This window comes from Mesorhizobium japonicum MAFF 303099, assembly GCF_000009625.1.
Classification (GTDB): domain Bacteria; phylum Pseudomonadota; class Alphaproteobacteria; order Rhizobiales; family Rhizobiaceae; genus Mesorhizobium; species Mesorhizobium japonicum.
The window spans coordinates 6,466,035-6,479,355 of sequence record NC_002678.2 but is presented as its reverse complement, the minus strand read 5'-3'; the positions used below and the strand labels follow the sequence as shown (position 1 = coordinate 6,479,355).

General features: G+C 64.1%; 14 protein-coding genes. 7 read left to right on the top strand and 7 right to left on the bottom strand.

Annotation, left to right across the window (positions count from 1 at the left end; translation table 11 throughout):
- The first annotated feature begins 14 nt into the window (after positions 1-14).
- Positions 15-755 carry an SDR family NAD(P)-dependent oxidoreductase gene (locus MAFF_RS31865; protein WP_010915156.1) on the top strand — a complete coding sequence of 247 codons (741 nt, stop codon included), beginning with the start codon at positions 15-17 and terminating at the stop codon, positions 753-755.
- A gap of 233 nt (positions 756-988) precedes the next feature.
- Complete coding sequence (locus tag MAFF_RS31860) at positions 989-1,207, top strand: hypothetical protein (RefSeq protein ID WP_010915155.1); 219 nt, start codon at positions 989-991, stop codon at positions 1,205-1,207.
- 50 nt (positions 1,208-1,257) lie between these two features.
- On the opposite strand, the gene MAFF_RS31855 is transcribed toward MAFF_RS31860, so the two are convergent.
- Positions 1,258-1,764, bottom strand: a complete 507-nt coding sequence (locus MAFF_RS31855) for an OsmC family protein (protein ID WP_044551591.1) — start codon at positions 1,762-1,764, stop codon at positions 1,258-1,260.
- Positions 1,765-1,988: 224 nt separating this feature from the next.
- On the opposite strand from MAFF_RS31855, the gene MAFF_RS31850 reads away from it, so the two are divergent.
- Entirely contained in the window at positions 1,989-2,876 is an 888-nt protein-coding gene (locus MAFF_RS31850; protein ID WP_010915153.1) for a DMT family transporter, read from the top strand.
- A gap of 60 nt (positions 2,877-2,936) precedes the next feature.
- Positions 2,937-3,845 carry a DMT family transporter gene (locus tag MAFF_RS31845; RefSeq protein ID WP_010915152.1) on the top strand — a complete coding sequence of 303 codons (909 nt, stop codon included), beginning with the start codon at positions 2,937-2,939 and terminating at the stop codon, positions 3,843-3,845.
- A 167-nt stretch (positions 3,846-4,012) separates the two neighbouring features.
- Here the strand turns inward: MAFF_RS31845 and MAFF_RS31840 are convergent, their stop codons facing one another.
- On the bottom strand, positions 4,013-4,876 hold the full coding sequence (locus MAFF_RS31840; RefSeq protein WP_010915151.1) for a LysR substrate-binding domain-containing protein: 864 nt from the start codon (positions 4,874-4,876) through the stop codon (positions 4,013-4,015).
- A 114-nt stretch (positions 4,877-4,990) separates the two neighbouring features.
- Between MAFF_RS31840 and MAFF_RS31835 the strand changes: the two genes are divergently transcribed.
- Together MAFF_RS31835 and MAFF_RS31830 are read left to right on the top strand one after the other, a co-directional pair.
- Positions 4,991-5,398 (top strand): tautomerase family protein, encoded by a 408-nt coding sequence (locus tag MAFF_RS31835; protein ID WP_010915150.1) that lies wholly within the window; start codon positions 4,991-4,993, stop codon positions 5,396-5,398.
- 138 nt (positions 5,399-5,536) lie between these two features.
- Complete coding sequence (locus MAFF_RS31830; RefSeq protein WP_010915149.1) at positions 5,537-7,759, top strand: AMP-binding protein; 2,223 nt, start codon at positions 5,537-5,539, stop codon at positions 7,757-7,759.
- A 27-nt stretch (positions 7,760-7,786) separates the two neighbouring features.
- Here MAFF_RS31830 and MAFF_RS31825 read toward each other — a convergent pair whose 3' ends face one another.
- Complete coding sequence (locus MAFF_RS31825) at positions 7,787-8,605, bottom strand: CDP-alcohol phosphatidyltransferase family protein (protein ID WP_032929550.1); 819 nt, start codon at positions 8,603-8,605, stop codon at positions 7,787-7,789.
- 3 nt (positions 8,606-8,608) lie between these two features.
- Entirely contained in the window at positions 8,609-9,307 is a 699-nt protein-coding gene (locus MAFF_RS31820; protein ID WP_010915147.1) for a phosphatidylserine decarboxylase, read from the bottom strand.
- Between the two features lie 337 nt (positions 9,308-9,644).
- Here MAFF_RS31820 and MAFF_RS31815 point away from each other — a divergent pair, with 337 nt between their 5' ends.
- Positions 9,645-10,508, top strand: coding sequence for an SMP-30/gluconolactonase/LRE family protein (locus tag MAFF_RS31815; RefSeq protein WP_044551589.1), 864 nt, complete (start codon positions 9,645-9,647; stop codon positions 10,506-10,508).
- Between the two features lie 20 nt (positions 10,509-10,528).
- On the opposite strand, the gene MAFF_RS31810 is transcribed toward MAFF_RS31815, so the two are convergent.
- The 3 genes from MAFF_RS31810 to MAFF_RS31800 all read right to left on the bottom strand — a co-directional run bounded on the left by MAFF_RS31810 (position 10,529) and on the right by MAFF_RS31800 (position 13,254).
- A complete protein-coding gene (locus MAFF_RS31810) occupies positions 10,529-10,876 on the bottom strand; it encodes a hypothetical protein (RefSeq protein WP_010915145.1) in 348 nt (115 codons plus the stop codon).
- 121 nt (positions 10,877-10,997) lie between these two features.
- Entirely contained in the window at positions 10,998-12,881 is a 1,884-nt protein-coding gene (locus MAFF_RS31805) for an ABCB family ABC transporter ATP-binding protein/permease (protein WP_010915144.1), read from the bottom strand.
- Between the two features lie 25 nt (positions 12,882-12,906).
- Complete coding sequence (locus tag MAFF_RS31800; RefSeq protein ID WP_010915143.1) at positions 12,907-13,254, bottom strand: ArsR/SmtB family transcription factor; 348 nt, start codon at positions 13,252-13,254, stop codon at positions 12,907-12,909.
- Positions 13,255-13,321: the final 67 nt, after the last annotated feature.

The window sequence follows — 13,321 nt, the reverse complement described above, 5'->3', positions numbered from 1 at the left end:
CGGAAATTTCTCGCATGACCCTCGACCTTACCGGCCGCGTCGCGGTCGTCACCGGCGCCTCGCGCGGCATCGGCTATTTCATCGCCAGGGAATTGGCCGCCGCCGGGGCGCATGTCATCGCCGTTGCGCGCACGGTCGGCGGGCTGGAGGAACTCGACGACCAGATCAAGGCGGCCGGCGGTCAGGCGACGCTGGTGCCGCTCGACCTCGCCGACATGGCCGGCATCGACCGGCTGGGCGGCGCCATCCATGAGCGCTGGGGCAAGCTTGACATCCTCGTCGCCAATGCCGGCGTGCTCGGCGTCATCTCGCCGATCGGGCATGTCGAGGCCAAAACCTTCGAGAAGGTGATGACCATCAATGTCACCTCGACCTGGCGGCTAATCCGCTCGGTCGACCCGCTGCTCAGGCTTTCGGATGCCGGCCGGGCCATTATCCTGTCGTCCAACGCGGCCCATTCGGCGCGCGCCTTCTGGGCGCCTTACGCCGCCTCGAAGGCGGCAGTCGAGACCATGATGCGCTCGTGGGCGCATGAGACGCAAAGCTTGCCGCTGCGCGTCAATGCCGCCGACCCGGGCGCCACCCGCACCGCCATGCGAGCCCAGGCCGTGCCAGGCGAGGATCCGGAGACGCTGCCGCATCCTTCCGAGATCGCCAAGCGCATCGTGCCGTTGGCCAGCCCGGAGCTGAAGGAGACCGGGCTGATCTTCCAGGCCAAGCACAACCGCTTCGTCGCCTACAGGCAACCCGAATAACCGCATCCTTATGGCCGGGCGATCTTGAGCACTGATCATGCGCAGACGGCTTCCAACTGAGCCTACCTGGCTCAAAATCCCGGCCCCAAATCCGCCACATCATCACGCGGCTGTGATCTGAGGGGGGAAAAGCTGCGCGGCGGTCATGCTTTCGTCATTTCCCCGGAGTTGTTAGGATCGTAGCGACTCCCACAACAGCGAGAGCCCAAACTGGGCAGAACAAGGAAACTCCCATGGCTACGACCGCAGCATTGGTCTGGTATCTGGTAATCGCCGGCCCACAGGGCGGCATGGTGGTGCTGCCCAGCACCTTCGACAAGCGCGAACAGTGCACCGCCGCCATCACCGAATATCAGAAGCAGCCGACCCCCGCTGGCTGGTCCGTGCAGTGCGTGCCAAGTGCCTCGCCCTTTACCGACGAAGGCGATGCCGAACAGCCGTCTGCGCAGTAAGCATCCGTTGCAACAAGGCCCGCAGCCGTTGGCTGCGGGCCTTGTTATTTTCAGCGCCGTGCGCTCACCGTCAATTCCGGCTTCTGGCTGATGGTCTGGAACACCACGCAATAGCGCTCGGTCAGCTTCAGCAGTGAATCGATGCGCTCCTGCGGTTCATCCGTGTCGAGAGTGAAATTGAGCCGGATGGCACGAAAACCGACCGGCACGTCCTTGGCGACGCCGAGCGTACCGCGAAAATCGAGATCGCCTTCGGCTTCCACCGTGGCGGCGCCGAGCTTGAACTCGAGCGCCGTCGCCACTGCCTTCAACGTCACCCCGGCGCAAGCCACCAGTGCTTCCAGGAGCATGTCGCCGGAGCAGAGCTCGAGTCCTGAGCCGCCGGTTGCCGGATGCAGACCAGCGACAGCGATCGCCCTGCCCGTCTCCACCTTGCAGGCCACCGACTGGTCGTCGATGGAGCCCTTCGCTCTCAGCGTGATCAGCGCCTGCGAGGCGTCGTCGCGATAGGCCTGCTTCAGCGGCGCCTGCATGGCCTTCAGTTCGGTGGCGTCCATTTCGTTGCCTCTTTCGCTTTTGCGGCCAGCGAGCAGCATGGCTTCGTCGGATATCAGATATAAGTGCCGATCGGATCCTGGAAGCAAGTAATCCCTGCCCCAATGCAACCTCAGGGCTGGCGTAGCGCTGTGTCGACTTTCACCCGTATAGCTGGGAGCCGAGGCCTGATTTCCCAGAGTCCTCGAGCTATTCCTGTCGCTTCCCGCACCTCTGGTCCGCGCCTATGGCCGATGTCGCCATTCTCGAAACACGCGAAAGGGTTCTCGCCGGCATCCTGCTGACCGGTGCTGCCTATCTCTTGTTTTCGACGCAGGACGCTTCGATCAAGCTGCTGGTCACCGGGATGACGGTCTGGCAGATCATGTTCTTCCGCAGCATCACCATCCTCAGCGCCTGCGCGGCGATCGGCGGGCGGCAACTGTTTGCCGACACGGTGCGCTCGCCGATCGTGCGGCCGATGTTGGTGCGCAGCGCCTTCACCCTTGCCGCCTGGCTCTGTTACTACAACGCCGCCCGCAGCCTGCAGCTCGCCGAACTGACCACGGTCTATTACGCGGCGCCGATCATCGTCACCGTGTTTTCGGTGTTCCTGCTCGGCGAAAAGGTGCCGATGTTGCGATGGCTGGCGGTTTTGATCGGTTTTGCCGGCGTCTTCGTCGCTTGCGACCCGACCCATCTCGGCCTGTCCGTGCCGGTGCTGCTGGTGCTGGCAGCCGCACTCTTGTGGGCCATCGCCATCGTGCTGCTGCGCAAGACAGCGCTTGCCGAGCGCTCGATGATCCAGCTTCTCCTCAACAATTTCTATTTCCTGCTGTTTTCGGCGGTGCCGGCGCTGTTGTGGTGGCATACGCCTGATCTGGCCCAGTTGCTGCTTCTCGCCAGCGTCGGCGCGCTTGGCGGCCTGGCGCAATACCTTCTCTTCGAAGGCATGAAGCGCATGCCGGCATCGATCCTCGCCCCTCTTGAATACAGTTCTCTGCTGTGGGCGTTCGCGCTCGGCTTCGCGATCTGGGGCGACGTGCCGCGCCGCGAGGTGTTCCTGGGTGCCGCCCTGATCATCGCCGCCGGGCTGCTGATCGTCGGCGGCGAGCATTTCCGCAAGCGGCTGTGATGTGGATGGCGCTCGCTGCTGACCCTACGATGTCAGGACCGGACGGGGTAGGCTGCCGGCATGACTGACGCCGCAGCCGCCAAACCCGAAGCCACCGAACGCACGCTCGGCATCATATTGGTGTCGTCATCGGCGGCGGTATTCGGCCTGACCGGCGTCTTGACCAAGTCGATCCACGCCGATCCGCTGACGATCACTTGCTGGCGCGGCTTTGTCGGCTCGATCCTGATCAGCCTCTATGTGCTGTGGCGCCACCATCGCTCCGGCAACCGCGGCACGCTGCGGCTTGGCTGGCGCGGCTGGCTGCTGGCGGTGGAAGGCGCGCTGGCGAGCATCGCCTTCATCTCGGCATTCAAGTTCACCTACGTCGCCAATGTCGCGGTCATCTATGCGACGTCGCCCTTCATTGCCGCCCTGCTGGCCTGGGTGCTGGTGCGCGAGCCTTTCCGCCTGCAGACGATGCTGGCGGCGGCCGTGTCAATGTGTGGCGTGGGCATCATGGTCTGGTCGGGGTTCGGCACCGGCCATCTGTTCGGCGACGGGCTTGCGCTGCTGATGACGGCCGGCAGCGCGCTCTACATGATCATGGTGCGCGCCTTTCGTGACACGCCGGTGGTGTGGGCCGGCGCGGTTTCAGCCTTCCTGCTGTTCATTCTCGGCTGGTTCATCACCGATCCCCTGGCAGTGTCGGCAAGGGATGCGGTTCTGCTCGTCACCTTCGGCGCATCCTTCGCATTGTCGTCGATCCTGTGGACGGAAGGGGCGCGGCTTATCCCGGCGCCCGAATCCGGCCTGCTCGGCTCGGCGGAAGTGCCGTTCGCGATCCTGTTTGCCTTCCTTTTCCTGGCCGAGATACCGCCTGTCGCCAGCATGGTCGGCGGCGCCATTGTGCTCTGCGCGGTGTTCGTCCATGCCGGCCGCGACTGGCTGGCAGCCCGCTCACACCAGGCGGCGTCAAATATTTCTTAAAAAAGTGACATAGTCACGGAACCATCATCGGACTCAGACATTATTGGTGCGACGGGCCACCCCCCAAGTCCCCCCAAACCCCTCGGCCCGTCCTACTCCGAAGCCGACCGCAAGGTCGGCTTTTTCTTTGCCGACAGGCCGGCGACGCAGTTCCCGGCCCTGCCTGATCAGCCAGGCGGCTGGGACAGGGCCAGGTTGCCGCTGAGCAGCGCCGCCAGATCGCCCGCGGAAGCATCGGCTCCTGTACGCAGCCGGATCGCGAATTCGGCCATCGGAACCGACGGCAGGCCAAGCTCACGCGGCGCTTCGACAATGCCGGAATGGGCAAAGCGCGGGGTTCGCAAGGTCAGTGCAACGCCGGCATTCACCGCGGTGCGCAGGCCGGCCAGGCTGGCGCTGCCGGCGGCGATGCGGTAGCGGCGGCCGGCAGCATCGAGCGCTGCGAGGGCGGCCTCGCGAAAACCGCAATAGGGATCGAGCAGCGCCAGCGGCAGTTCTTCCTGCCGCGAGGCGAGCCCTTTCCCAGAACACAGCCACATCATCGGCTCGCGCAGGACGCCGACCTCATCGGGTACCGCTGTCTGGCGCATGACGATCGCCAGATCGAGGCAGCCGGCCTGCAGCGCCTGCGCCAGTTCGGCGGAGCGGCCGACCCGCAATTCGATCCTGACGCGCGGATGGCTGGTGGCAAAGGCACGCAAAAGTTCCGGCAAGCCGCTGTCGGCGAAATCCTGCGTCGTGCCGATCGCGACACGCCCGGCAGCCCGCGCTCCCTTCAGCGCCAGCCACGCCTCGCGGTGCGCGGCAAGGATGCGCCTGGCATGGCCGACAAGGTCCTCCCCGGCCGGCGTCAGGCCGCGCCCCCTCCCCTGCGGCGCCAGCAGCGGCTCGCCGACGATCTCCTCCAGCCGCTGCATCTGGGCGGTCACCGCCGAAGGCGAACGGCCAACGCTCGACGCTGCCTGCACCAGCGAACCGCTGTCGACGAAAGCGAGGAAGGTTTTGAGCAAATCCGGATCGAGCGTTTCCATAATTCGATGATATCGAATCTTTAGTTGAAAACAATTCGATTTTTTTGACTCAATTAAGATGGCATGGTCTCTCCAACGGCGGTCAGACGCCGCTACAAACCAAGGAGAAAAAAGATGCCCATCATCAATATCAGCGTCACCGGCAAGCCAAACGCCGCTTTGTCCGCCAGCATCGCCAGGGAAATAACCGAGATCACCGCCACGCAGTTGCGCAAGGATCCGACGATCACCGCCGTTGTCGTATCCTATATCGATCCGCAGCACTGGTTCGCCGGCGGCAAGTCTCTGGCCGAGCATGGCACCAACACGTTCTGGCTGGACATCAAGGTGGTCGACGGCACCAACACCAAGCTCGAGCTGGAAGCCTATCTCAAGGCCCTCTTCGATGCCTTCGGCCGCCTGCTGGGTGGCGTGCACGAGGAAAGCTACGCCTTCGTGCATGAAGTGCCGGCAGCCGCCTATGGCTATGGCGGCAAGACGCAGGAGTTCCGCTTCATCAGCGGGCGGTTGAAGGCGGCGTAAGGGTCGTTCCTTCTTCCTCCGGAGGGAGAAGGAACACCGTCTCTTCCCACATTGACCTAGCGCCCACTTGCGCTACCCTCTGCGCCGAGGCGGCCGCGGAAGAGCCGCGATGACAAAAATCGTTGGGAGAGAAGCGGCATGATCCTGACACTGGCTCTGCTTGCGGGTCTTGCCCTGGCCTGGCTGCTGATCGGCGTGGTGGAAAAATTCCGCCTCGGCCTGCGTTTCGGCCAGGCGCTGCTCTATGTGCCGTTCAAGCTCGCCTACCGGATCGACGACAGCCACATCAGGATCGCGCGCAAGGCGCAGGCTCCCGTCATCTATGTCATCTCGCACCAGTCGCGCTTCGAACCGGCGCTGATGCTGTCGCTGCTGCCGGATGACACGCTGCACATTCTGGACGAGGTCTCGGCGCGCTCGCCGTGGCTGGAACCCTGGCGTGAGCTTGGCCGCACGATTGCCTTCAATGCCGAACATCTTTTCGTCAGCCGCCGGCTGGTGCGTGTGCTGAAGGGCAAGGGCCGGCTCGCCGTCTATCTGCCGGATGCGGTCGAGCCTGACGTCAAGACGTTTCGGCTGTTTCGCGCCGTCACCCGCATCGCCATGCAGGCCGATGCCCGCATCGTGCCGATCTTTGTCGCCGGCGCGCGCAGCCTGCCTGTTTCCCTGACGCCGGCGGCCAGGGCCCCGCGGCACTGGTTTCCGCAGCTCTCGATGAGCGTACTGGAGCCGATGACCATCGCCGAGCTGGTGGCGCGCAATCCGGACCAGGCCTCCAATACCAATGCGCTGTTCGACCGCGTCGCCGAGGCCCGGCTTTTCGGCAACGACCTCGACCGCGGCCTGTTCCTGGCCATGCGCGATGCCGCGGCCAGGGTCGGCGCCTCGCATCCGATCATCGAGGACGTGATCTCGGGTGCGCTGAGCTACCGCAAGATGTTCATCGGCGCCCGCGTGCTGGGCAGGCGTTTCGAGGCGGTGACCGCGCCAGGCGAAGCGGTGGGAATAATGCTGCCCAACGCCAATGGCGTCGTGCTGTCATTCGTCGGCCTTCTGTCAGCGGGACGAGTGGCGGCGATGATCAACTACACTTCTGGGCCGGCGAGCGTCACCGCCGCCGTGCGCACGGCCGTCATCCGCACCGTCATCTCCTCGCGCGCCTTCGTCGAGAAGGCCGATCTTGGCGACATCGTCGCCGCGGTCGAGATGGGCGGCGCCAGGCTGCTGTGGCTGGAAGATGTTCGGACCAGCGTCACCGCGCTGGACAAGCTTGCCGCCGCGTTGCTGTGGCGTTTGCCGCTGCAGCGCCAGGATGCGGCCAAGCCGGGTGTGATCCTGTTCACGTCAGGCTCGGAGGGCACGCCGAAGGCGGTTGTCCTGTCGCAAAAGAACCTTCTCGCCAATGCCATGCAGGCCGAGGCGCGCATCACCATCTCGCCGGCCGATATCCTGCTCAACGTGCTGCCGGTGTTCCATTCCTTCGGCCTGACGGGCGGCACCGTCCTGCCGCTGGTCACCGGAGTGAAGCTTTTCCTCTACCCCTCGCCGCTCCACTACAAGATCATCCCCGAGATCGCCCGCAAGGTGCAGCCGACGATCATGTTCGGCACCGACACCTTCCTCGCCAACTATGCGCGCACCGCCAAGGACGGCGACTTCTCCAGCCTGCGCTTCGTCGTCGCCGGCGCCGAGGCGGTGAAGCCGGAAACCCGCCGCATCTATCGCGAGCGCTTCCAGGCCGAGATCATCGAAGGGTTTGGGCTGACCGAGGCCGCACCCGTGGTCGCCGTCAACACCGCCATCCATGGGCGCGATGGTACGGTCGGCCGGCTGTTGCCGGCCATGCGCATGAAGCTGGAACCGGTCGAAGGTATTTCGGACGCCGGCCAGTTGTGGCTCGACGGACCCAATTTGATGATGGGCTACATGACTGCGGACCGCCCCGGTGAGCTGCAGCCGCTGAGCGGCTGGCATGACACCGGCGACATCGTCGCCGTCGACCGCGATGGCTTCATCACCATTCGCGGCCGCGCCAAGCGCTTCGCCAAGATCGCCGGCGAGATGGTGTCGCTGGGTGCGGTCGAGATGCTGGTGCAGTCGCTGTGGCCGGAAGAACGCCATGCGGCGGTGGCGGTGCCCGACAAGAGGCGCGGCGAGCGCATCGTACTGGTCACCACCGCCGACGACGCCAATCCCGAAGAATTGCGCCAGTTCGGCAAGAAAGCCGGGGCCGCCGAGCTGATGGTGCCCAACGACATCGTCAAGGTGGAGGAAATCCCGGTGCTCGGTTCCGGCAAGACCGATTATGTCTCGACCAGGAAGCTGGCGATCGACAGGCTGGGACTGGGCGTCGCGGCCTGAGTCAAATCAAGGACTTCGGCGAACCTTCTAACCTATGTCCGAAGGCGGCACCTTCTCGCCTTCAAGCTTGGCGCGCTTGGAATAGGCGCGCACGGAAAACGGCAGGAAGATCAGATAGCCCGCGACCGATGCCGTCAGCGTGTACCAGGGATAGGTCATCAGCAAGAGGATGTAGAGCACGACGGCGAGAATGACCGGCAGTACCCTGTCGCCCGGGATCTTGATGCTCTTGCCGGAATAGACCGGCAGCCGGCTGACCAGCAGGAAAGCGACCAGGATGGTGAAACCGGTGGCGACGAAGGCGGCCGGCCGGCTTGGCTCCAGTCCGAGCCGCAAGAAAAACAGATAGAGCGGCAGCATCACCAGCACCGCGCCCGCCGGTGCCGGCACGCCGACGAAATATTCCGACTGCCACAGCGGGCGTTCGGCTTTCTCGTCGTCGAGCACGTTGAAGCGGGCGAGCCTCAGCCCGCAGGCGATGGCGAACAGAAGGGCGGCGATCCACCCCGGCGAGCCGGCGCGGTCGAGCAGGAAGGCATAAAGCACCAAGGCCGGCGCGACACCGAAATTGACGATGTCGGCGAGCGAATCCATCTGCGCGCCGAATTTCGAAGTCGCCTTCAGCATGCGTGCGAGCCGGCCGTCGATGCCATCGAGAAAGGCAGCCAGCAGCACCATCACCACCGCCGTCTCGAAGCGGTCTTCGAAGGCAAAGCGGATGCCGGACAGGCCGGCGCAGATGGCAAGCACGGTGACCAGATTGGGCAGCACCATGCGCATCGGGATCTCGCGGATGCGCGGACCGCCGCTGGCATGGGCCTCGAACTTCTTGAATGGCGCGCCCAAGGCTCAGGAAATCCTGACCAGCGGGGTGCCGGCGACGCCGCCGAATTCGGCGAGCACGGTTTCACCGCCGACCGCCGTCTGGCCAACGGCGACGCGTGGCGTCGCGGTCAAGGGCAGGAACACGTCGACGCGCGAGCCGAAGCGGATCAGGCCGAAACGCTCGCCTGTGCCGATCGAGCCGCCGGCCTCGGCCCAGCAGACGATGCGGCGCGCCACCAGGCCGGCTATCTGGACGGCCGCCACCGTGCCGTTGGGGCTTTCGATGACCAGGCCGTTGCGTTCGTTTTCGGTGCTGGCCTTGTCGAGTTCGGCGTTGAGGAATTTTCCCGGCCGATGTTCGATCTTGGCAATACGGCCGCGCACGGGCGAGCGGTTCACATGGCAGGAAAAGACGTTCATGAACACCGAGATGCGGGTCATCTCGACATTGCCGAGGCCAAGCTCGCGCGGCGGCACGGCCGGTCCTACAGCCGAAATGATGCCATCGGCGGGGCTCACCACCAGGCGGTCGTCTACCGGCGTAACCCGCTCGGGGTCGCGGAAGAAATAGACGCACCAGGCTGTCAGGATCAGGCCGAGCCAGAACAGGACCGAGGAGAAATAGCCAAGGAAAAGCGTACCCGCGCCACAGGCCGCGATGAAGGGATAGCCTTCGCGATGGATCGGTACGAACGCGTTCTTGACCGTGTCGACAAGGCTCATGGGGTGGGGGCGGTCCCTGTTTCAGGTCCGGCCTCAATAGCCGAAACACCCCCTGCCCGCAACGCAACAATCGGCCACGCCGCATTGGCTGCCGCTGGCGGGCGCGACGATGGGCTACAGTACCTGCAAATGCTGGCGGCACGGTCAAGACCCGCAGGCGCCGATACCAACGACAACGAACAAGCCACCGTGATGCGTTGCCAGCGCCCTATCGGCAACTTTCCTGAACGAAATAACAAAGCGGCTGTCGGAAAGAAGACCCCTCGCCCGTCCTTGCTGAGACAGCGGTCTTTCCAAGGCTCTTTCAGCCATGATGACGCGCAACAAGGAGTTCCCCATGCAGATGCAATCGGTCACCCCGGCGCGTCTCGTCACCACTGGCCTTGCCTTCGGGGAATCGCCCCGCTGGCATGGCGGACGCCTGTGGGTCTGCAACTGGGGCACCAGCGAGATCATCGCGACCGATGCGCATGGCAACCGCGAAATCATGCTCATAGTGCCTGCCGTCCTGCCCTATTCCATCGACTGGCTGCAGGACGGTCGTCTGCTGGTCGTTTCAGGCCGTGAAGGCTTGCTGCTGCGACAGGAAGTTGATGGCAAGCTCGTCACCCATGCCGATCTGCGCGGCCTGTCGAAAAGCCCTTGGAACGAGATCGTCGTCGACGGGCGCGGCAACATCTATGTCAATGGCGGCGGGCCGGCGCCGGCTGCCGGTGAGTATTTCGGCCCGGGCACCGTCGTGCTGATCACGGCGGACGGCGCGGTCCGGCAAGTGGCTGACGACATCGCCTTCGCCAACGGCATGGCGGTGACCCCGGACAACAAGACGCTGATCCTTGCCGAATCCCATGGCAATCGGCTGACCGCCTTCGATATCGCCGCCGACGGCAGCCTGTCCAACCGGCGCGCCTGGGCCGACCTCGACGGCTATCCCGACGGCATCTGCCTCGATGCAGAAGGCGCGGTCTGGTATGCGGATGTTCCCAACAAGCACTGCGTACGGGTGCGTGAAGGCGGCGAGGTGCTGCAGACCGTCACCGTCGATCGCGGCTGCTTCGCGTGCATGCTGGGCGGCGCGGACAGGAGGACGCTGTTCATCGTCGCCGCCGAGTGGCGCGGCTTCGAACACATGGTCGGCGACGCCCGCACCGGCCAGGTGCTCAGCGTGGATGCGCCGGCACCCGGCGTCGGCTGGCCTTAAGCCTGGAGCAGTTCGTCGCTCTATGCCTCGGGAATCCGCTGATAGTTGGCGATGTCGGCCCGTACCCCGAGGCGCGCGATCGTCTCCTGCGGATTGAAGGCGATGCGCTCATGCGCGGCCTTGACGATCGGAACGACCTTGTCGACGGCCGCCTGGCTTTCCCATTCGACGATCGTCACCAGGTTGAATTCGCCCGGCCCCGAAAATTGCTCGAGCAGGAAATCCTGCACGAAACCCTGCTGCTGGCGCAGCAATTCATGCGTCGTCTTGACCTTGACGAGGATCTCCTCGCGGGCGGCGGCCGGGACGACGAACTTGTCCACCCTGAACACGCTGCCGCCGTTAACGTTCTGATTTATGTCGTTCATTTCGATTGTTCCGTTCCTGGATGATGGCGTTTTCGGGCTCCAGGAACGGCGTACAATCTCAACTTAAGTTGAGGTCAAGCGAATTTTTTCCTTCTCCCACAAGGGGAGAAGGAAAGCGGCGTCAATTTACCTCCGACGTCCGCCGGCGAACGATGACACCGAGCTCGTCGCCCTCGCGGGCAAGGCGCAAGCGCTCCTCGGCTTCGGTCGCCTCGCGCTGGCGGTCCCACATCGAGGCATAGAGGCCGTGCTTGCGCATCAGCTCGACATGGGTGCCGCGTTCGGCGATCTGGCCGTCCTTGAGCACGATGATCTCATCGGCCGAAATCACCGTCGACAGACGGTGGGCAATCACAATGGTGGTGCGGCCTTTGCTGACGAGATCGAGCGCGGCCTGGATCTCCTGCTCGGTGTGGCTGTCCAGCGCCGAAGTCGCTTCGTCGAGCATCAGGATCGGCGGCGCTTTCAGGATGGTGCGGGCAATCGCCACGCGCTGCTTTTCGCCGCCGGAAAGCTTCAGCCCGCGTTCGCCGACCATCGACTTGTAGCCGTCCGGCAGCTTTTCGATGAACGGCCCGATCTGGGCGAGTTCGGCAGCCTTGCGGACTTCCTCCTCGCTCGCGCCGACGCGGCCGTAGCGGATGTTGTAGGCGATGGTGTCGTTGAACAGCACCGTGTCCTGCGGCACCATGCCGAGCATGGAGCGCAGGCTGTCCTGGGTGACATCCCGGATATCCTGGCCGTCGATCAGCACCTGGCCGGCCTGCACGTCGTAGAAGCGGAACAGCAGCCGCGAGATGGTCGACTTGCCGGCGCCCGACGGCCCGACAATGGCGACCGTCTTGCCGGCCGGCACCTCGAAGGAAACACCCTTCAGGATCTTGCGGTTCGGATCATAGGAGAAATGCACGTCGCGGAACTCGACCTTGCCCGCGCTGACGCTGAGCGGCTTGGCGTCCGGTCTGTCGACAATCTCCTGCGGCACGTCGAGCAGATCGAACATATGCTCGATATCGGTCAACCCCTGCCGGATTTCGCGGTAGATGAAGCCGATGAAGTTGAGCGGCACGGAAAGCTGCACCAGCATGGCGTTGATGAAGACGAAATCGCCGACGGTCTGGGTGTGGGCCTGCACTTCCAGCGCCGACATGCACATGACGACAACCGTGCCGAGGCCGAAGATGACGCCCTGGCCAAAATTCAGCCAACCGAGCGAGGTCCAGGTCTTGGTGGCGGCGATCTCGTAGCGCGCCATCGAACGGTCGAAGCGGTCGGCCTCCATGCGCTCATTGGTGAAGTACTTGACCGTCTCGAAATTGAGCAGCGAGTCGATCGCCTTGGTGTTGGCGTCGGTGTCGCTGTCGTTCATGTCGCGGCGGATCGAAATGCGCCAGTCGCTGGCCTTGACCGTGAACCAGACATAGACCCAGACGGTGATTGCCACTACGGCCACATATTTCCAGCCATAGGTGAAACCGAATATGCCGGCGGTCAGCGCGAATTCGAGAATGGTCGGCGCGGTGTTGAGCATGATGAAGCGCACGATCGTCTCGATACCCTTGGTGCCGCGCTCGATAATACGCGACAGGCCGCCGGTGCGGCGCTCCAGATGGAAGCGCAGCGACAGCTGGTGCATGTGAACGAAGGTGCGGAACGCAAGCTGGCGCACCGCATGCTGGCCGACGCGGGCAAACAGCGCGTCGCGCAACTGGTTGAAGCCGAGTTGAACCAGCCTCAGCACATTGTAGGCGACGACCAGCATCACCGGGGCGAGCATGAAAGACGGCAGCGGCGGCGGCGTCTTGAAGCCGCCCGCCAGCGCATCGGTTGCCCATTTGAAGAAATAGGGACCGGCGACCAGCGTTAACTTGGCAACGACCAGCAGCAGCGTCGCCCAGGTGACGCGTGCCCTGAGATCGGCGCGGTCGGCTGGCCACATATAGGGCCACAAATTGCGCAATGTCGTGAGCGTTGAGGTGTCGGCGGAGACGGTTTTTTCGGCCACTTTTCTTGCCTTTTGGGTGAGAGGATCAGCGGCCGGAGCAGCAGGAATTGACGAGGGCGTTCAGCGATGCCGATACATCGGCAAGGGCTGCGCGATCAACGGCATAGCGCGAGCGCTGGCGGTCGGGCTCGAAGCGAACCAGACCGGCCTCGACCAGTATTTTCAGATGCTGGGAGACGGTGGACTGCGCCAGATCGAAACGGTCGACGACCTCGCGGCAGCAGCAGGAATTGCTGGCCGAAAGGTGTTTCAATATCTCAATGCGGGCGGGATGCGACAACGCCGCAAATCGCGCCGCGATAGCGCCACTGTCTGAGATGCAGCTGGGTATAGCACTCGTCGCGCGGTCTGGTTCAAGGGCGGATTCTGTCATCGTTCATCGGCGATAGACGATGAACGGCACCGCCGCAAGCTACTCTTCCGGGCAGATCGGACGGCGG

Coding starts and splice junctions, on each gene's coding strand:
- MAFF_RS31865 (WP_010915156.1), top strand. CDS start 15: ATGACCCTCGACCTTACCGGCCGCGTCGCGGTCGTCACCGGCGCCTCG.
- MAFF_RS31860 (WP_010915155.1), top strand. CDS start 989: ATGGCTACGACCGCAGCATTGGTCTGGTATCTGGTAATCGCCGGCCCA.
- MAFF_RS31855 (WP_044551591.1), bottom strand. CDS start 1,764: ATGGACGCCACCGAACTGAAGGCCATGCAGGCGCCGCTGAAGCAGGCC.
- MAFF_RS31850 (WP_010915153.1), top strand. CDS start 1,989: ATGGCCGATGTCGCCATTCTCGAAACACGCGAAAGGGTTCTCGCCGGC.
- MAFF_RS31845 (WP_010915152.1), top strand. CDS start 2,937: ATGACTGACGCCGCAGCCGCCAAACCCGAAGCCACCGAACGCACGCTC.
- MAFF_RS31840 (WP_010915151.1), bottom strand. CDS start 4,876: ATGGAAACGCTCGATCCGGATTTGCTCAAAACCTTCCTCGCTTTCGTC.
- MAFF_RS31835 (WP_010915150.1), top strand. CDS start 4,991: ATGCCCATCATCAATATCAGCGTCACCGGCAAGCCAAACGCCGCTTTG.
- MAFF_RS31830 (WP_010915149.1), top strand. CDS start 5,537: ATGATCCTGACACTGGCTCTGCTTGCGGGTCTTGCCCTGGCCTGGCTG.
- MAFF_RS31820 (WP_010915147.1), bottom strand. CDS start 9,307: ATGAGCCTTGTCGACACGGTCAAGAACGCGTTCGTACCGATCCATCGC.
- MAFF_RS31815 (WP_044551589.1), top strand. CDS start 9,645: ATGCAGATGCAATCGGTCACCCCGGCGCGTCTCGTCACCACTGGCCTT.
- MAFF_RS31810 (WP_010915145.1), bottom strand. CDS start 10,876: ATGAACGACATAAATCAGAACGTTAACGGCGGCAGCGTGTTCAGGGTG.
- MAFF_RS31800 (WP_010915143.1), bottom strand. CDS start 13,254: ATGACAGAATCCGCCCTTGAACCAGACCGCGCGACGAGTGCTATACCC.